Origin of the sequence: Sporosarcina sp. Marseille-Q4943 (assembly GCF_943736995.1) — a bacterium.
In the GTDB taxonomy this organism is placed as follows: Bacteria; Bacillota; Bacilli; order Bacillales_A; family Planococcaceae; genus Sporosarcina.
In genome coordinates this window covers 17,357-34,229 of sequence record NZ_OX031157.1, presented here as the reverse complement: position 1 = coordinate 34,229, position 16,873 = coordinate 17,357, and the positions used below count along the sequence as shown (strand labels likewise).

Annotated in this window: 30 protein-coding genes; 1 reads left to right on the top strand and 29 read right to left on the bottom strand. The window is 46.2% G+C overall.

What is annotated here, in order from left to right:
• Positions 1 to 27 precede the first annotated feature (27 nt).
• From NIT04_RS08950 to NIT04_RS08850, 21 genes are all read right to left on the bottom strand, one after another.
• Positions 28 to 1,371 (bottom strand): phage tail sheath family protein, encoded by a 1,344-nt coding sequence (locus tag NIT04_RS08950; protein WP_252503278.1) that lies wholly within the window; start codon positions 1,369 to 1,371, stop codon positions 28 to 30.
• Positions 1,368 to 1,592, bottom strand: coding sequence for a hypothetical protein (locus NIT04_RS08945; RefSeq protein WP_371922577.1), 225 nt, complete (start codon positions 1,590 to 1,592; stop codon positions 1,368 to 1,370). The genes NIT04_RS08950 and NIT04_RS08945 overlap by 4 nt, the downstream gene beginning before the upstream one ends.
• A complete protein-coding gene (locus tag NIT04_RS08940) occupies positions 1,588 to 2,028 on the bottom strand; it encodes a DUF6838 family protein (protein WP_252503276.1) in 441 nt (146 codons plus the stop codon). Before NIT04_RS08940 ends, NIT04_RS08945 begins: the two co-directional genes overlap by 5 nt.
• A 12-nt stretch (positions 2,029 to 2,040) precedes the next feature.
• Positions 2,041 to 2,547, bottom strand: coding sequence for an HK97 gp10 family phage protein (locus NIT04_RS08935; protein ID WP_252503275.1), 507 nt, complete (start codon positions 2,545 to 2,547; stop codon positions 2,041 to 2,043).
• On the bottom strand, positions 2,544 to 2,903 hold the full coding sequence (locus NIT04_RS08930) for a DUF3599 family protein (RefSeq protein ID WP_252503274.1): 360 nt from the start codon (positions 2,901 to 2,903) through the stop codon (positions 2,544 to 2,546). Before NIT04_RS08930 ends, NIT04_RS08935 begins: the two co-directional genes overlap by 4 nt.
• Positions 2,900 to 3,277 (bottom strand): DUF3199 family protein, encoded by a 378-nt coding sequence (locus NIT04_RS08925; protein WP_252503273.1) that lies wholly within the window; start codon positions 3,275 to 3,277, stop codon positions 2,900 to 2,902. Before NIT04_RS08925 ends, NIT04_RS08930 begins: the two co-directional genes overlap by 4 nt.
• Before the next feature lie 6 nt (positions 3,278 to 3,283).
• Positions 3,284 to 3,622, bottom strand: coding sequence for a hypothetical protein (locus NIT04_RS08920; protein ID WP_252503272.1), 339 nt, complete (start codon positions 3,620 to 3,622; stop codon positions 3,284 to 3,286).
• Positions 3,623 to 3,636: 14 nt separating this feature from the next.
• Complete coding sequence (locus NIT04_RS08915) at positions 3,637 to 4,566, bottom strand: phage major capsid protein (RefSeq protein WP_252503271.1); 930 nt, start codon at positions 4,564 to 4,566, stop codon at positions 3,637 to 3,639.
• 27 nt (positions 4,567 to 4,593) lie between these two features.
• Complete coding sequence (locus NIT04_RS08910) at positions 4,594 to 5,694, bottom strand: XkdF-like putative serine protease domain-containing protein (RefSeq protein ID WP_252503270.1); 1,101 nt, start codon at positions 5,692 to 5,694, stop codon at positions 4,594 to 4,596.
• A gap of 133 nt (positions 5,695 to 5,827) precedes the next feature.
• Entirely contained in the window at positions 5,828 to 6,016 is a 189-nt protein-coding gene (locus NIT04_RS08905) for a hypothetical protein (protein WP_252503269.1), read from the bottom strand.
• 44 nt (positions 6,017 to 6,060) lie between these two features.
• Entirely contained in the window at positions 6,061 to 6,369 is a 309-nt protein-coding gene (locus NIT04_RS08900; RefSeq protein ID WP_252503268.1) for a hypothetical protein, read from the bottom strand.
• Between the two features lie 11 nt (positions 6,370 to 6,380).
• A complete protein-coding gene (locus NIT04_RS08895; RefSeq protein WP_252503267.1) occupies positions 6,381 to 7,295 on the bottom strand; it encodes a phage minor head protein in 915 nt (304 codons plus the stop codon).
• The gene (locus NIT04_RS08890) at positions 7,292 to 8,824 is read right to left on the bottom strand and encodes a phage portal protein (protein ID WP_252503266.1); all 1,533 of its coding nucleotides are present in this window, start codon (positions 8,822 to 8,824) and stop codon (positions 7,292 to 7,294) included. The genes NIT04_RS08895 and NIT04_RS08890 overlap by 4 nt, the downstream gene beginning before the upstream one ends.
• Before the next feature lie 3 nt (positions 8,825 to 8,827).
• Positions 8,828 to 10,141: a PBSX family phage terminase large subunit gene (locus NIT04_RS08885; protein ID WP_252503265.1), complete on the bottom strand. Its 1,314-nt coding sequence runs from the start codon at positions 10,139 to 10,141 to the stop codon at positions 8,828 to 8,830.
• Positions 10,141 to 10,911 (bottom strand): hypothetical protein, encoded by a 771-nt coding sequence (locus NIT04_RS08880; RefSeq protein ID WP_252503264.1) that lies wholly within the window; start codon positions 10,909 to 10,911, stop codon positions 10,141 to 10,143. The genes NIT04_RS08885 and NIT04_RS08880 overlap by 1 nt, the downstream gene beginning before the upstream one ends.
• Before the next feature lie 69 nt (positions 10,912 to 10,980).
• Positions 10,981 to 11,361 carry a hypothetical protein gene (locus NIT04_RS08875; protein ID WP_252503263.1) on the bottom strand — a complete coding sequence of 127 codons (381 nt, stop codon included), beginning with the start codon at positions 11,359 to 11,361 and terminating at the stop codon, positions 10,981 to 10,983.
• Between the two features lie 157 nt (positions 11,362 to 11,518).
• On the bottom strand, positions 11,519 to 12,037 hold the full coding sequence (locus tag NIT04_RS08870; protein ID WP_252503262.1) for a sigma factor-like helix-turn-helix DNA-binding protein: 519 nt from the start codon (positions 12,035 to 12,037) through the stop codon (positions 11,519 to 11,521).
• A gap of 11 nt (positions 12,038 to 12,048) precedes the next feature.
• Positions 12,049 to 12,240 (bottom strand): hypothetical protein, encoded by a 192-nt coding sequence (locus NIT04_RS08865; RefSeq protein WP_252503261.1) that lies wholly within the window; start codon positions 12,238 to 12,240, stop codon positions 12,049 to 12,051.
• Positions 12,241 to 12,327: 87 nt separating this feature from the next.
• Positions 12,328 to 12,498, bottom strand: coding sequence for a DUF3954 domain-containing protein (locus NIT04_RS08860; protein ID WP_252503260.1), 171 nt, complete (start codon positions 12,496 to 12,498; stop codon positions 12,328 to 12,330).
• A gap of 59 nt (positions 12,499 to 12,557) precedes the next feature.
• Positions 12,558 to 12,794: a hypothetical protein gene (locus tag NIT04_RS08855; RefSeq protein ID WP_252503259.1), complete on the bottom strand. Its 237-nt coding sequence runs from the start codon at positions 12,792 to 12,794 to the stop codon at positions 12,558 to 12,560.
• Between the two features lie 6 nt (positions 12,795 to 12,800).
• Positions 12,801 to 12,968, bottom strand: a complete 168-nt coding sequence (locus NIT04_RS08850) for a DUF6877 family protein (protein WP_252503258.1) — start codon at positions 12,966 to 12,968, stop codon at positions 12,801 to 12,803.
• A 116-nt stretch (positions 12,969 to 13,084) separates the two neighbouring features.
• Between NIT04_RS08850 and NIT04_RS08845 the strand changes: the two genes are divergently transcribed.
• Positions 13,085 to 13,342: a hypothetical protein gene (locus NIT04_RS08845; protein WP_252503257.1), complete on the top strand. Its 258-nt coding sequence runs from the start codon at positions 13,085 to 13,087 to the stop codon at positions 13,340 to 13,342.
• A 312-nt stretch (positions 13,343 to 13,654) separates the two neighbouring features.
• Here the strand turns inward: NIT04_RS08845 and NIT04_RS08840 are convergent, their stop codons facing one another.
• The 8 genes from NIT04_RS08840 to NIT04_RS08805 form a co-directional block, all read right to left on the bottom strand.
• Positions 13,655 to 14,911, bottom strand: coding sequence for a DNA cytosine methyltransferase (locus tag NIT04_RS08840; protein WP_371922576.1), 1,257 nt, complete (start codon positions 14,909 to 14,911; stop codon positions 13,655 to 13,657).
• A 280-nt stretch (positions 14,912 to 15,191) separates the two neighbouring features.
• Positions 15,192 to 15,716, bottom strand: coding sequence for a Holliday junction resolvase RecU (locus NIT04_RS08835; RefSeq protein WP_252503255.1), 525 nt, complete (start codon positions 15,714 to 15,716; stop codon positions 15,192 to 15,194).
• Complete coding sequence (locus tag NIT04_RS08830; protein WP_252503254.1) at positions 15,676 to 15,834, bottom strand: hypothetical protein; 159 nt, start codon at positions 15,832 to 15,834, stop codon at positions 15,676 to 15,678. The genes NIT04_RS08835 and NIT04_RS08830 overlap by 41 nt, the downstream gene beginning before the upstream one ends.
• A 10-nt stretch (positions 15,835 to 15,844) precedes the next feature.
• A complete protein-coding gene (locus NIT04_RS08825) occupies positions 15,845 to 16,012 on the bottom strand; it encodes a DUF6011 domain-containing protein (protein ID WP_252503253.1) in 168 nt (55 codons plus the stop codon).
• Between the two features lies 1 nt (position 16,013).
• Complete coding sequence (locus NIT04_RS08820; protein WP_252503252.1) at positions 16,014 to 16,181, bottom strand: hypothetical protein; 168 nt, start codon at positions 16,179 to 16,181, stop codon at positions 16,014 to 16,016.
• 28 nt (positions 16,182 to 16,209) lie between these two features.
• On the bottom strand, positions 16,210 to 16,389 hold the full coding sequence (locus NIT04_RS08815; RefSeq protein ID WP_252503251.1) for a hypothetical protein: 180 nt from the start codon (positions 16,387 to 16,389) through the stop codon (positions 16,210 to 16,212).
• Positions 16,386 to 16,655 (bottom strand): MazG-like family protein, encoded by a 270-nt coding sequence (locus tag NIT04_RS08810; protein WP_252503250.1) that lies wholly within the window; start codon positions 16,653 to 16,655, stop codon positions 16,386 to 16,388. The genes NIT04_RS08815 and NIT04_RS08810 overlap by 4 nt, the downstream gene beginning before the upstream one ends.
• Positions 16,618 to 16,827, bottom strand: a complete 210-nt coding sequence (locus tag NIT04_RS08805) for a hypothetical protein (protein ID WP_252503249.1) — start codon at positions 16,825 to 16,827, stop codon at positions 16,618 to 16,620. Before NIT04_RS08805 ends, NIT04_RS08810 begins: the two co-directional genes overlap by 38 nt.
• Positions 16,828 to 16,873: the final 46 nt, after the last annotated feature.

Genomic DNA, 16,873 nt, shown 5'->3' with positions numbered 1-16,873 from the left:
CGTTTCCCTCCTCTTTTTCTAGCGTTCTTAGCGAGCTTCAATGCCGAAGTAGAATTTCTCACCGCTATCTACTGGTTGAACCCCGATATTGATAAAGAAGCCATCTCCGTCTTCATTAATCGTGATGTTGATGTCTTCAGTGGCAACGAAGTTCTTGATTGCGCCGCCTTCTTGCAAGATGTTCATGTAAATAGTAATCATCGTGGTAAGGATTTGAATGCCGTCATCATCGGTAGGGATATCTTGGCCGCGGTCTTTCCGTGATTTAATTTCCGCTTTGACTTCACGAGTTAAATCGTTGTTGATTCCATCGAAAATTCGCATGATTTTATTCTTGGAAAACTTCTTGTCCTTCAAGGAAGAGAACGAAACAAACGAGTTGATGTCCTTTTCCACGGTCACTACCTTCTCGCGCGGATCGTACGTGAACATGAATTCACCTTTACGCAAGCGTGCAACGGTTTCGTCGTGATCGTATCGCGGATTGACGTCAATCGCTCCTTCGTATTCTACGAAGGTCAGGGATTGATAGATTGTCGCTCCCGCACTTGCTCCTGCTACCCATGCGACGGTTTCGGCAGGTGTCAGAGTTTTCTCTGGCAACACTGCCCCATTTGTCACGTTGATGATGCCCTCGAAGTCAGCTGGCGAGTTGGCCAATACACCTTGCACTTTCACACCTTGCTGGTCCCTGAGTCGTCTGACGAACGAAGCAAAGGTCACTTTCAATTCGTCTTCCGCCTCAACCGGCAGGCCGATCGTATCCCAAAACTCCGTTTCAGCTGCCGCAAGGAAATCGGCATAATCCAGATTGGTCGTCGTTCCGTCAGTTCCGCCTTTCAACTTGATTCCGGCTGTATCTTCCAATGGTCCAGTACCGTCAATTGACATGTATTTGTTCGGTACAAAATCTTTTGCATCAGCGACTGTCTGACGATCCACCTGATTCAACCCGAAGTAGACAATGACGTCCTTCTTCGTCTCATCCAAGACGTTTGTTCCGATTCGAATTAAAATGTCGTTACCTTTTTCACCGCTATGTGCAGCAGTAGCAGTCACATCGGTTCCAAGGCTTGCTGTTGCTTTTTCACCTTCGTTCAAGCGATAGCCCAAAACAGTTAAGCTCCGCTTTTTCGCTTCACGCAACAGCAACAGGGATGGATCGTCGATATCCAAGCCGAATTTGCTTTGCGTATCCGACGGCTCCGTGATTTCGAAGAACTTCTTTGATTCGCCCCAGCTCAATACGAGCGGAAGCGCTACACGTCCCCGGATGCCGGCTCGAATCCGACGGTTGGCCGCCGATATGAATCGGAAATAAATGCCTGCGCGCTCTTTTTCAACGCCGGGCGTCCATGTACCACCGTTCATTTTTTAACCTCCTTTTTCTTGCCTACTGGCTTCTTTAAAAAGGCTTGAATGCGCTTCTCCGCCTCTTGTTTCGTCATCTGGATTTCTTTGAATCCAAAAACAGCACCGTCAAAAACTTCCGGCTTTACGCCAAACAGTTCTTGAGAGTGCTGTCGCAGTTCGTGCAAGTAGAAGACAGGCTCCTGACTTACCGTTTCAGTTTTCTCTTTACTCACCTTAATTCACCCCTACTTTTACCACGATGTCGCAAAGTGGTATATATTTGTCCTTCTCATAGTGATAACGGCTATCCCATGTCAGCTGGATGACCGCTACACCGTCATCGATTATGCGTGTCTCGATGCGCCTGATACGTACGTAATCGCCTGTCAATGTTCCGTCCTGGTTGATGAGGGGGATGATGCTCCTTTTCATACGTACGGCATCTGCAATTCGCTCCGCCTCCGCATGTGCCCTTTGTGACGTCTGGTGGAAGAGCTTTACGCCCAAGCTGTACGTCTTGAGGAATGTCGAATTCGTATCATTCCCGTCAAAGCTGAATGGCTCCGGAAAGTACATTGATGGGACCGCGAAGTTTTCCGGAACCTTTTCCGTATACACTTTGACTGGGAATAATCCGTAAAAGTATCCCATTATGGATCCGACTTCTGGATTCATCTGACCACCCCCCTAAAATGTTTTATCCAGCCATTCCTGAAATCGACGTTCAAGGCTCTTTTCGAACATCCTCTCGAAGATGGCGAAAGCATTGTCCCAATAATGAGTGCCGTCAATCCAAGTGAATTTTAATAACATTCCTGTATCAGCACCAGGAGTATATTCAAAGCGTTTTCCTTTCCAAACTCCTGGTACCCATCTTCTGTCGAGTCCCTTGGATGGATCAATAGTAAAATGACCATCGTTCACATAAGACGCATATTCGACATTCGTTCCAATGTCCAGAGACAGCTTTCCTTCCGATATTGACCACACGTTGTCTTTATCGCCTTTCCCGAATGAATTCAAGAGTCTGCCCGTATCGACTGTGTTCGTTCGAATGATTTCATCCTGAATCAAATCAAGGAATTCCAAGCCCATCGCATCGAGCCATAAAGCAAATTCCGCCCGTAATTCTCCGTTCGCCGCATCATCCAGCGCCTTGGCGAATGCTTCCAAACCGTCAATATTGAATTTCATAGGTTATCATCCCTCACTACCGTGACTTCTTGGTGATGATTCTTTATCAATCTTGGTTTTTGCATTTTGTACGTAACGCCATCCCAGACAACTTTGCTGTTCGTCCGAATATCGGCGTTCGACAGGAAATGGACCAGGAACGTCTGGAATATGGAGTTATTCGGCTCTAGTTGGATAATCGACTGATTCTTTTCCGTGAAATAGCACCGGACGTTTGATAGATCAGGCACGTCATCGTAATAGAATTCCTTCTCCGCATCTTCATCTGGAATGCCCCAGCTGCCACCTCCGCCAACATTGCGTTCTTTCAGATGATAGATGTCACAACGATGCGTTAAAAGCTTCTTGTAGCTCATAGCGGTCTCATCCTCATGAAAAAGCCGCCTGTAGACGACTCTTTTTCCATGTATTCATCCAGCAAATCCAACACATCCGGCATGGTCATCTTGCTTCCGTCCCCGAGCGTATAGCTGTAATCGCCGATTTTCTCCGATTTATAGCCCTTCATCAAGGATTCGTCACCATTGACCAACGCAAAAAACTGCGCCACCTTCAGCAAGGCTAGCCGCAGTTTTCGGGGAAGTGAAGTAAATTCTGATAATGATTTCCCAATTTCTTTTTCGATATACGTCTCAGCCTCGAGAATGTCTAATTCCAGCTTTTCAGCTGCACGTTCCTTCACGGCTTCGAAATCAGTGTAAGCTTGAAGCTCAGTAGGAGTAATAGACATGGTCCATCACTCCGTTTCCGCTTCTTTTTCTTCCTGCAATGTAAGGATGAGAGCAATACGCTCCTCTTCGTTCTTCACAGTCTCAAGATCGCCTTCAAGTAGAACGATGAGCTCTTCCTGTTCAGCTTTATTAAGCTTCTTCAAAGAGGATGCCGTGTATGGAACATCATCTTGAGGAGGATCCTGCGGCAGTTCCTCCCCCTCGACTAGTTCAAGGTCTGCATATGATGCCAGCAATCCTTCAACTTCGTTGTCCTCTACCTCGACAGGATCATTTGCATAGAAAAAACGCCCGCCGCCAATGTGGAGAGCGCCTGTTTTGTGCTTATATTGTACTTTAGGCAAAGTAACCTACCCCCTTATAGTTTGTCGCCAGACATCCATGCGACAGCATCGATTTCACGGACGATGGCATCTAGGTACGCATAGAGCACGTGATATGTCGCATCTTTCGCGGCCGCCGTTGCTCCATCAGCTGTACGGATATAGCGAAGCTGGCGAGTGAATACCGGTTTCAGGTTGCTACGTGGAGTAAGCGCAGCGAATCCGCCTTGCATTTCAGCTACTACCTCGGTTGGATAACCCGCAAGACGTGTAATTTTACCGTCCTGAAGCACCGCATCACCAAACCCTGTCTGACGGTTTGCAATCATCGCCACGAGCTTGTCGTTCGTTTTCTGTGTAATGAACCATGCAATGTCCGGGAAGCTCTTGTAACGCTCTGGAAGCAGCTGAATATGGTTCACAAAGTCCATGATTGTCGGTTCAGCTGTAGCAAGGTCCGTTTTATACTTGGATTGCTTCATTTTCTTAACGAAGCCGTCAAGAATGCCAAGGAATGCGACATCCTCAACCGCTTCCGTGTCCCCGTTAAAGATCAAGTCCTGCAAGTCCACGCCGAACTGCTGCTGGATCATGCTGATGACTTTCGCTTCCGCATTATCGCCACGTGCTGACATGGAGTAGAACACATCGTCATTTTGTAGCCATTCATCCCATTTGACCTTACGGACTGCATACGGGATTTTACGGTTTTTGATGGAGTCTGTGCCTGTTGGAAGGTCTTCTCTTCCCGCCTCACGGATTTTACGGCGCCCGACTGAAAGCGCATCGAGGTTTCCGGCAGCTACATCGCGATAGATCGGCGCTAGTTTCGGCAAGGTGGAAGCTGTGTTGATCGTATCAACTAGGAACGCTTCCGCATCTTTGACCGCCATTGGAATATCCAAGTTCTTTTTGATGCTAGCGACTGTCGATTCTTTAGATAGAATTGTTTGATTGGTTTTCATTAAGTTCATCCTCTCTTTTCCTGTTTATTATCCGAAGTGGCGCATGTATGATGGGCCATCAGACTTTTCGATATGTGTTCCAGCACCTTCTGGATCCGCTTGCCTTGAAACGCCGCGGGCTTTCTCCACTGCTTCAAGACGTTCGTTCACTGGAGTCAGCTTTTCGTCCAGCACCTCGGCAAACTGTTTCAAGAGCGCTTCTTCCGGCATCGGCTCTTCACCAGCACCCGCGCCGCCCTCTTCCTTCTCGAATTCCTCGAGCTTCTTCGTGATTGGCGCTAGTTTTTCATCTAGCATCTTTTCGATATCTTCTTTTTTCACGTCTGCTTCATCCCTTTCAGGTGGTTTGCCCACCGCTTTTAAAATGTCATCTTCGATTAGCACTTCCTGAGCGATATCAATAAAATCTTGAAGCGCTTCGCGAATTTTTGTTGTATCCGTTTCTAAATGGCTATCCCAGTCATCCCAATTGAAAATTACGCTGTTTAATGCGTCTTGAGCCGCCCAAAACTCTCTACGTCTACGGTCGCGCTTATATTTGTCAGCGACTTCCCCTTTTTCGACAGTTGTTTTGCCAGCAAAGAAGTTTTTAAGCAAATTAAAAAGCCCCTTCTCGTCATCTTCTGACTTAGAAACAGGCTTTTCATCCTCTTGTTTTTCTATTGTTTCGGCTGTGCCGGCCATACTGTAGCCAGTAATCTCGCCTTTCTTGATCTGTTCCCAGATTTCATCGGTCGCTTTCGTGACGAGCACCCATGCGCCCTTCTTCACTTCCTGTTCCCCCAGCATGAAATCAGCAGGAGCAATGTACGACTCGACCACTTCACCGACACCCGATTCAAAATCATGCTGCGTGTCGATGTTCCGGGCATCCTTCATAAAGCCGTGCGCCGCCTTTTCAATTTCGGCAGCAGTCATGAAGTCCCCGTGAGCATCCTCAACATCAGGCTCATACACAATGCCATAGACGAGTTGCTGTTCAGCTTCCTCTTTGTTGACGAACACCTTGACCTCTTTTTGAAAGGTCGGTTGTTCAGCTGATTTCGTGAGGAAGAACTGCTTTTTGTTGGCGCCTTTGTCGACGTAAGAGACATGTGTAATATTTGCGTTGATTAGTTCCCTTGCCACTTATTGTTCACCCCCTTTCAAACTCACAGCAATAACGGACAAAATCCGTTGCTTCATACTAAAAATCATAGTTAGGTGATTATCACTTCTTGAAGCTATGGATAAATTCACACTCAACCCCAATTCACTCACCTCACCAATTATCAAATGTGATTTCCACTTCACCGACAGGTTCGCCATTCACGTAAACAGTACCGGAGTTGCTAAGCCTACTAAATCGAATGGTTGCCGCTGCATCATCCAATAACTTTGATTCCAATTTTTCTTCTAGTAACTCCCTAGATTTCCTATTGCTTTCTAACAGACTTCTATATCCACTCATGACTTGTCACGCTCCTATTCGTTCAATTCTTCCAGCGCCTGTAATTACACTTCATCTTTTCCCTCTTTTTGTTTACATTCGGAACATATAGCAGGATGTTCTATAAATTCCTTATCGTCCAACCACCTACGACATCTTTTGCAAAAACCCGCCATATCTGTGAGCACTGATTTACCACCCTCTCTTTTTACGTTTTCTTTCAGACAATCATTTATTGAATCTGCAAACAATTGTTGTTTAAGATTTTCTATTTCGAGGTTTAGCCGATCAAATGGAGCAAAGAAAGAATCCACCATGTCATTTGTAAAACCAAAGCGTTCAATGAGCTCGCTTGCTGTCTCTTCCCTGCTCAAAGTCATTCCTCCTAACTATTCAATTCCTCGAGCACTTGCCGCCGAATCTCTTCTTTTTCCTCTTTCGACAGGCCGATGATATCTTGATCAACAACGGGTCCGATCACACAGCCGCAATTGACTCTGTTCTTCGCCGAAAACGTAGTATCCCGCGGGTACATCCCGAACTCGCCGTCAACTAGAAACAACTCATCAACTCCGACAACCGTTCCGTCCATCGCGACATGTGTCGGACGCGGTTTGCTCTTCTTGGACCCGCTATGTTTCCACTTCTTGCCCTCGACAGCCGGAGACTGCATGAACGATTCCCAGTTGGCTTGGCTCGATGCGGCAAGTATTTCTGTCCTCGCGGTTGCTCTTGCCCGTTTGCGGTCAAACTGAGGTAAATCCTTAATTCTTAATTCCGCCTGTTGAATCGATTCACCGTTTTGGATGACTTCCAGCAGTTCCGTTTCAATCGCTTTGTGCGTATTCAGCTGCATGATTTCTCCCAATTCTTTTGACCAGGACTCAATCCAGTCTGTCGTCCGTTTGGATAGCACTTCGAATGCAATGTCCTTGTCGATCGACTCCATGATAACTGTGGCCAGTTCTGAAATTGACAGCGTGAGAAATGCCGCCGCTTCTTCGCTAAGCATGGCAGCGAAGTCATCTGTCGCAAATAAATCGCTCTGGAAGTAGTTCAGCAAGGCTTCTAACGTCATTTCATCGTCTTTGGCTATAAACCCTTTCATTCCATCGAGAAACAGCTTGCGTTGCCGCCTGAGCAGTTTTGCGGTGATTTTTTCGAACTCTTCAACTAGGCTCGGAATCTTTTCGAGCTCTGGAATGTCGTCGGGAAGGATGGCCGTTATGTCCTCGGCGTCCTCTTCGGCTTTCTGGATAAACGCATTGATGTTCTCAAGCAGCTTGTCTACCTTGCTCATGACTGCATCGACTCCAACACGTCCCGCAGGTCTTTCAGCAAATCAATCAGACTCTCCTGCTGATCAGCCGATTTCGCGATATTGAACAATCCGTCCAATCCGCTCGGCTGATCTTTCACAAGCACCTGAAGAGGTACGTTGTATTCGTCAGGGAATAGGTCCACCTTCTTGCCTAGCACCTTCCCGAGCAGCGTCCGTAAGTCATTCGGAGCGACAGAACCCGCCGCAATGAACGGATCGAGCACCTTCGCGATTTCCATCGGGTCGTGGAAGTCCGCCCCTTTGACTTTCAATTTCACGTATTTGAATTCCAACGGTTCCAAAAATAGCGTGTTAAGGATCCGCGCCAACGTCTTCCGTTCCGGTTGGAACACCTGCTCCTCTGTCACCTTTCGGGCTGTGTCCGCTGTCGCCCGGCTGAATTCCTGCGCTTCTCCGGTATACAGGGGAGGCAGTCGGAATGAGGAACGAATTTTCCTACGTGTGTTCTCGTCATATTCAAGGAAGAGCGCATCTTGCTGGAGCACTTCGGCTAAGGATTTGATTTCAACCTTAGCTGGCGTGATCTTCTCTTCGCCATTGATGATCTTTTCCTCTGCAATTCCCTGGACTTCCAACAGCAAGAACTTGTGGGCGTTGTCTGTACCCTGCAAATCATTCATGTACTGCTGCAACTGATTATATGACTCATCATCCAGCTTTCCGTTTGAGACCGTGATAGCCGCTGGAATATGACGTCCGTTCTGGAAGTACATCAGGTTGAGCTCTTCCGCTTTCCTCGCCCCATAAAGACTGATAAGGTTACCGAGCCAGCGCGGTTTGCCGTATGTACCGCTGCCGATCTTGAAATGATAAATTTCGGAAGCCTGCAGATGCTCCGGCGTACTTTCGTCAAACTTTCCGTTCCGCAGGTCCATGATGCGCGGATCACCATACTCTTTAAAAAACACTTTCTCCTGGTCAATCATCTGGACATACCGACGGAACCGCTTTCGGCGCTTGATTTTCTTCTCCACACCGTTTTCAAGGATGGTGTACTCCACTTCCTCGGGAACAGTCTTCTTACAGACCCGCATATGCTGCGCATCTACGTACTCGATGCCAGCTGGCTGTCCCATGCCGTCCCGGATGATTTCAATGTATCCGTTCCCGGTCTTTTCACGATCGTCGATGACATAGCCGATGATGACTTCTGGTGATTCGTCCAGGTTCAAATAGCGAATGAACTCATCGAGTCTAGTATTCTCCCGTTCCGCCTGTTCTCGGACGCTTTCTTCGGTTTCATCCGATTTGATATCAATCTTGTAACTCGATTCAATCCCGAAGCCAGCGATATTCGTCTTGTAGGCATCGATGCACTGCTGCAGGATGGACGAATACTCGCCAATTAGTTTCAACTCGGTCAGGTTGTATGGCGGTTCGATAATGTCCCCGCTGTACATCCCTTGGAAATCGTCCTTATAGATTTGATTGGTTGTTGGCGAGACCGCCGCTTTCATGACTCTTGCTCGTACAGTTCGCTCTGACATACGTTACCCCCTCCTCCTTCCTGCCGGTCTTGCCGGTGATGGCCGCGCCGCCTTTTGCGCCTGTTCCTTTAAGTCCTCAACTTCATATCCATCGAGCCCGTACCAGATAGCCGATAGCGTATGCGGGTCAATGCTGAATTCGTCCGGTATGATCTTGCCGTTCTTATCCAGCTTATAGACAAGGTTTTCTAGCTCGCGGATTGTATTCGGGCATGCATCGGAACAAATGATTTTCTTGAACCGCTTTACCTTTTTCGTGTTCTGCAGACGGGAGCCCGGGAATTTATGAGCCCCGAACATGTCGTATCCTTGCTTGCGGAAATACTTGATCGTCTTCGGCTCCGCACTGTCCGCAATAATCCGCTCTTCCTTCAGCTCTTTCAGGTCCTCGACTGTCTCGTCATCCGTCTGGCCGTTTTTGTAATACTCCCAGTAGATGTAGAGGTATTGCTTCTCTGTATCGACCGCCATCCGGATCACCGCATTGTAGGATTCCACAAAACCGAAGTCCATGCCGGTACGATGGAGCGGCCGTTTGATGCCGTTGATTGCTTCCATAACCGCTTCATGGCTTGCTTTACGGAACTGCGGCAGCACCCGCTTCCCGTTCACGCCAAAACGACCTTTCCGGGCTATCCGGTGAAGGTCTGGATCGTACTCTTTCATTTCTTCGAGCTGGTCAATGTATTCTTGTGGCAGGAACAGGTTATCATCTGCTGTGGAATGGTGATAATAGGTGTCACCAACGGCAACAGTCCGCTTTTGATAAAGCTCCTCATCATCCAACACATAGCGATCGTTCATCTTGTCTTGGAAGAAATGCAAATAGGTCCAGTTATCTTCCCCGACTGGATTCGTGGATAAAATCATGTGGAGCTTCAATCTAGGATGACGTAAACGACCGAGCAATTCTTTGAAGCCCGCATACTTCACTTCGGAACATTCCTCGACCCAGATGAGCGAGACGTTGTTGATTGACTTCAATTTCGCCGGTTTATCCATTCCCTTGAAGATGATCTTGCTGCCATTCGGGAACCGGATCTGCATCGGGGAGGAAACACACCTGATTTTATGAGCGAGCCCCATTTCCTCGATGATTTCTTCAAAAAGGGAGAAAGTTGAATCTCGATGCGTGTCGTAGACTTCCCTGATGACCAGTGCCGTTCGCTTTTCCTCAATCAGCTTGAGTATTATTTTCAAGGCTGCGTGGTAAGACTTACTGGAGCCGTAGCCGCCGACAAGGACATAGAATTTATGAAGCCAGTCGAACAGGAAATCATCGAAGTGAGGATTGACCTCTTTCTGTACCGCCACCATCAACGATCACCTTTTCGGCTGATGATGATTTCGATCAGATCGTCATCATTGTTATCGTTCAACTTCTCTATTTCCGCTTTCGTTCGATCGATGCCGACTTGCATTGCTTCAAGCTTCAAGCGGCGTTCGTCAAATTCATCGGTAAATTCGATGTACTGTTTTACTAGATTTCGATATTCAGCCATCGCCCGCGCTTGGGCTTTAATATATGCTTCATAGCGTTCATGGGCATAAACAACGGCATAAGATTCTCCACTAGACTCCAACCCGCTTGTATAGCTAGCCCTTTTATCAAGATGGTCCCATTCATCTTCGACCCACATGATTTTTTGCATTCGAATAATAGCTGAGAACTTAATTTCGATTTGCATCCACAGTTGATCAGCAATCGTCAGGGTTTGCATGCTGTCGATTATCTCTTGCTGTTCAGGTTGAATGAAATTGGCGAACAATCCATGCGTGACTGCTGCTCTGTTCCGTTTCGTGAATTGGTTCTTCGGATTAGGGTTGCCACTACGGTTGCTCTGCTTTTTCCTCTCACCATTAGATGATGTCTTTTTCTTATCGTCAGTTGAAGCATCCTTCGTTTTGGTTGCAACCCCCGTGCTTTTTTCGGTTGCATCTTTAGCATCGGTTGCATCCCTCGACCACTTTTCACGACTACGGCGACTTTTCAATGTTCCTTCTTTGATGCCATGCTTCTCAGCCAGCTCTTTGAAGGTAATTTCTGTTGTTTCCCATTCATTACGAATCTTATCCCAATTCGGCATTTCACATCACCGCCGCCCCCTTTGATTTTTAGGCATAGAAAAAGCATCCCCTAAGAGATGCTAAACAGCTCACTTTATTTCATTTCGTTTTTTATATAATTGCTCTAGTAACAGTTTTATATTAGTAATCTCCTTAAGATTCTTACTTTCAATTTCTTCTCTTTCCTTCTTTAGTATTTCCAGTCCTTTACGCATATTGTCTAAGTAGTTAGCGTATTCGTTTGCTGTCGTACTATATTTTATATCTTCCTGATCGAGTACCGAATAGATGGAAATAAATGTGTTGAATACTTCTATTTTATCAAGTACATTCACACCGGTATTGATTTGTTTTTCTCGACCGATGAAGTAGTCGGAAGTAGAAGGTAAATCATAAAAATCTTTTAATCTCCTTTCTAACTTCTCAATATGAAAATTAATATCCTGCAAAATCACCTGATTTACACTCATTAACAAACATCTCCTTTAATATGATATAGGACACTATTCGCTGTTTTTCGTGTAAATCCTCTATTTATTCGTATGTTTACGGGGCTGTGGGAGGGGTTCGGTCGCTCGAACGCACCCCCTCTTTTATTCTCCCCCTCATATATGCAAACTTCGTATATCAAGCGTATATCAAGGAATCTTTTTCCCTCCTGTCATCAATCTTCTTTTTGGCTCTACGAATGGATTGCTGGACCATGCTCTTGCTTACGCCTAATTCGGTGGCAATGTCAGCCATACTTCTTTTTTGAGCAACGTGAAGAAGATAGCACTGTCTCTCACGTAACGAAAAAGATGCAAGGATGTCGGCCAAAATGATTTTTTCTTCCCTCGTCATATACAGATGCTTTTTATTTATATCGTCCGATTCCAGCTGCTCCGCAATATCTGGTATCAGATCGATATTTTCATAAGACCGCCTTTGATACACGGATTTCTCATCAACCCCACGAAAAGTCCTCGGCTGCCGTCCAGTCTTCATCCAATCAATAGAGAATGTCATGCTCTCAATCATGCTGTTGAACTGTTTTAAATCCTGCCTATCAATCGGATTATTTCTGTCCAGCTGATTTGCTCGCCGCTTCAACTCCTGCCGTCCTGATGTATATTCCTCAATCAATTGATCCGCCCAATTCAACATGTAGTCTCCCCCTAACGCTGTCTGTAAGCCCCGCCCTTTTTTCGTCCGTACGTTGGTCTGTTCGTCCCCATCAATTCGGCTAATTCTCTATCTGTCAGCCTTTCTTTTCGTTTGCCCTTTGTCTTTATACTCTTTTGGGCTTTCTCTCGTCCTGCGGGCTGTGAGAGCCCTTTTTCAATCAACTGATCTTGCAACGTCCTCATTCCCCCTCACCCCCTTTCAAATAAAAAAAGAGGGCATCAAACAAGCGTTATGCTCGTTCAATGCCCTCGGTTTTTCCGATAAGCCTATTAGAATTTCACCGACTCTTCAATGGTACCGTTGCAAGGTTTCCCGCCTTGCCAGTTGATGACCTGCTTCCCGTAGCCGGCCGGGGGACTGGGAATTCGTAATATCTTGCCATCCTTCACGATATACGTCCCGTTCTCCCCCAAATTAATGCTCGTTATCTTTATCTCCACCCGGACCCCTCCTAGTGTGGTATAGTAAATGTGTGCTGGCAGGAGAAATCCTGTCTTTTTTAATTCCCGAACAACCCACCCGGCCGCGGTTTTATATTTTTGGCCAACTCCTGATCTGCAGCTAATAAGGCGACTGTCAACAAACTCACTTTAAAAGCAGCGGCAATGTCATGTATGCTTGCTCCATCTCTCCACATCTTTCGAAACTCAATAAGTTGATAGCCGTCCCAATACCATTTGACGTTTGCGCTTTCCAGCAACACGTGGGACCCTTTCTGTCTTGCAGCGCTTGTCATGCACGATCACTCCTTTACAAATCGCTCCGCGTATCTCAACTGCTGCCAAACATACGAATCATCCTGCTTCCCACCAGACATCAACCAATCTGCAATACGGTTGTCAATATCCAGCAGGACTTCCTCCGGCAACTTATCGCCAATTGCGTAGATTTCTAGTATTGGATTATCCATGATGCGCCTCCTTGTTGTTCCTTGTTTTCTGTCCTATTCTCCATTCCGCGACTCCTTCATTATTGCGAACTTAATGGTATAATTGTTTGAATCTATTTTAGAAAAGGGGTTTTGGAATGGCTCGAGAAATTATCACTATGTCCTCTGGATTTATTGAGGATAAAGACAAAGCGCTAAAAATCACTATTGAAGGCGAATCAGAGATGCCTTTTTGGAATCACGATTTAAAAGTTAAAGCAATACTTATGCTTCTTGACTCAATAGACATCAAGCAATATCACGAAGACAACAAATCCCAAGAAGCTTACGAATCTTACAATGAAATTATTGAAGCTACTAAAGCTGCATTTAGTTATGATGATGGTACAGATTAAAATATATGGTCCTTTATGTAGGACCATATTTAGCTAATAAAATCCACAATCAGCGTCGCCGATCTGTTTGACCAGTTTATTTCTGTTATGTCAGTGTTCTTGATCGGATAAGCCATGATTGCTTTAGGATCATCGGGATTCACATAGCCCCATGACTTTATATCTTGGTATTTCTTAGGCTTCAAGCTAAAACAAGATAATTAGCTCATATCCTTGTCTCTAACTACATACTGATAGCCTTTTTCATGCAGCTCTTTTAATAAAGCTATTGTTTGATCACAAGTCTGGAGCTTCATCTTTTCACCCCATTTTCTATATTGCCACCAACCTACGATACTTCGATTCTTCCGAACACAACTCAGGAAGGTTCGCCCTCACAATATGCTCCGCAAATGGAGGAGCAACCGAATTTCCACACCTTGCTACTTGTGCCGATTTCGGATAGCTGTTCCCCTCATCATCCCGATCGATAATGTAATCTTGAGGGAATCCTTGAGCATTAAACAGCTCCCTCGGTTGAAGCATCCTCATGCCGATGTCAGTGATTCGATAATCTTCGCCGCGAACTGTGACAAGTCCGAATCTGTCCTTCGTCGGAATAGTATGCAATGGTTCGTCCAATGATTGACCGATGCCGGAACCGTAATACTTAGTTAGAAATGCTGTAACCAATCCGAATCTGTTTGCTGTAGGTATGGTTGCCAATGGCTCGTCCAGTCCACTCGCCCTTACTTCACTGCCTTGATGCGTGTAGTAATGTTGGACGAAGCAGGCCTTGGCGTTAACGATGTACGGACTGTCTGTTCCTATTATGAACTTTTCAATCCCTCGAATAATCCTGATCATTGTATTCTTCGCCAGTGGCCGCTTTCTTGTATAGATGCTTGGCGTTGGAATAGACCAATCAATAATTTCCCCTGCTGTCCGATATGGCTTCTTCAAGCCTAGCTGCACTTTTAACTCATCCGGCTCGCCGTGAGTGGCATCTGGCCATGTAATCGGCTTGCCATCACATCGAGCAATCATGAAGAATCTTTTCCGGGTAGTCGGCGCCCCGTAATCGCATGCTCTTAGTTCTTTGAAATCCACTTCATATCCCAAGTGTTTCAATGCATTGATGAAGGAGAAGAACGTTTTTCCCTTTTTATCAGGATCTGGCTGCCCGTTTTCATCCAGTGGTCCCCAGGTTTTAAATTCCTCCACGTTTTCCAACATGATGACCCTTGGCCGTACGGTAGCCGCCCATCTGACAGCCACCCATGCAAGCCCTCTGACTTCCTTTTTCTTCGGAGTTCCACCTTTTGCTTTGCTGAAATGTGTACAGTCCGGAGAGAACCATGCCAAGCCTACTTTCCGACCTTTGACTACTTCGATCGGATCCACCTCCCAGACCGATTCTAAGTAATGCTCGGTGTCTGGATGGTTTGCTTTGTGCATCGCAATAGCAGCTGGATCGTGATTGATGGCAATATCGACTGACAGACCGGTCGCCAATTCAATTCCAGAACTTGCACCACCACCGCCCGCGAAGTTGTCGACTATAATTTCCCTAAACAAATCTAATTGCAACAAGCCCCACCTTCTTTCTGTATAAATTTATTCCAATAGCGCATCCTAACCGAACTCCGTTTATAGGAGGTGCAAACATGCAAAATGATCCGAAAGGAGAACTTTTTAAAGCGATTTATGAATTAATCGTTTTTCTAATCGAAAGGTTCTTGCTAAATGGGTAAAATTTTATCCAGAACCTAAACAGAATTCAGGAAGCTAATCCTTTTCCATCAGGAATAGGGTTACGCTTGTCGAATAAATAGTAATAAACAAACTGCTTTACACCATTTCCCAATTCTTAACCAACATACTTGAGATAATGCAGCACATACCCCTTATCACTCTTCACCTGATCGCAATTCAATACGAAATCCTCATAAGGAATCGACTTCCGTCCATCACCTACATATCCTGACCACGCTTCCTGTAGCCGCTCAAACTTCAGAAGGTATATTTCATCCAACTTGCTAAATGAAACGAGCAGGAATGAACGCGCTCCCTTCTCGTGCCATGATTTCAGCAGCTCGAATTGGTGGGCTGAAATATTGGAGAGAGGGAAACGTGTCGTCTCCCGGGTCTCTTTGGCGTCGAATACGATCGTTCGGCCATCATATACTCCGACATAATCGACCCATTCGCCTTTTTGTGTGTATCCGGTAACTGTCCGGCCATTATGTTTGGTAATCTGCACGGGCGTCGGAATCTTTCGGATGTCTGCAACACCCTTATTGCAATATCGCTTATTTGTAATATCGACCAAACGTTCGAGAACTGCACCTCGATTAGCATGTGATCGGCTGTATGTCTTCCTGATGTTCCTCACCCTCTTTCAATTTCTCCGTCAGCAGTTCCGTGAAGCAATCCAGACAAAAACTCCTGTTCCAATGCAACGCCGGCAATTTCCCACATTCGACACAAATCTTCGGTTCAGTATTAAACATCTCGCTCCCCCTATTGAGCCAATTTAGTTTGATACTCCAAGACCTCATCCATCGTCACCTGTCGCTTTAGAAATTCAGCTTCTGCCTGGTCATGCTTCCGTTTGCAAACCGGACCATATCCGACTTCGATGCTTCTCGGTGTTTTCAACTTCCGGTTGCATCGTTTGCATGCGCCCATTTCACACAGCCCCTTTCAGCCCCTTCGGAATGCCATTTCTATTGACTTGCGCCTTTACCGGCCTGTCCCTCCATTCGAGCCGCCAACCTTCCTGCCTATACTCGTAAACCTCACGAGTAGATAGATGGCCGTGAATGATCAACCTTTCCCCGCCGACTTTCTTAGACATCGTGGTAAGCATCCCCCTCACCCCTTTTTCAGTCGTCCAGTTCGTCCGCCAATTCTTGCATAATTTTGTGATGAAGATTCATGATGTCGCCATCGGAAATGATTAAATCCACTTCCTGAAAATGTTCATCCTGTGCGTTTGCGATAAATCTTTTATCAGTGACAACTGTAGTTCCCATGAACAGATAGGCTTTCAATCCTCGTTTCATCGTTTTTCCTCCCTGACCTGCTCAGCAATAGCCGAAGCAACTGCCGCAACGTGAATCAATTCCGTGTACAAATCATCTGCATCCGTATCCTTGCTCGCCACACTTCCCTGCTGGATCGCCTGGGCAACCTCTCCGACTTCCTCGACCAAGATTGCAAGCCAGTAGCCGTAATCATGGCGCTGTAAGCCCCATTTTTCGTTCTGCCGCTCACGCTCTTTCATTACGTCATCATTCACCAGCAGCATATTTTCCGTGATTATATCCACCGTTATATTCCTCCAATGCTTTTCTTGCGACTTTACCGCCGTCAGCTTCAACGACTGGCACCCGACGGACTCCGCTCATTCCGTAGAGCTTGTAATTTTTCTTGTCTGCATAATACATAAGCGCTTTCCGCAGTTCGTTGTTTTCCTGTTGCCAACGCCATTCAAGACTCACTTTGACCCCTCACTTTCAAAGTTTCTTCAGAAAGGTAAATCCTCCA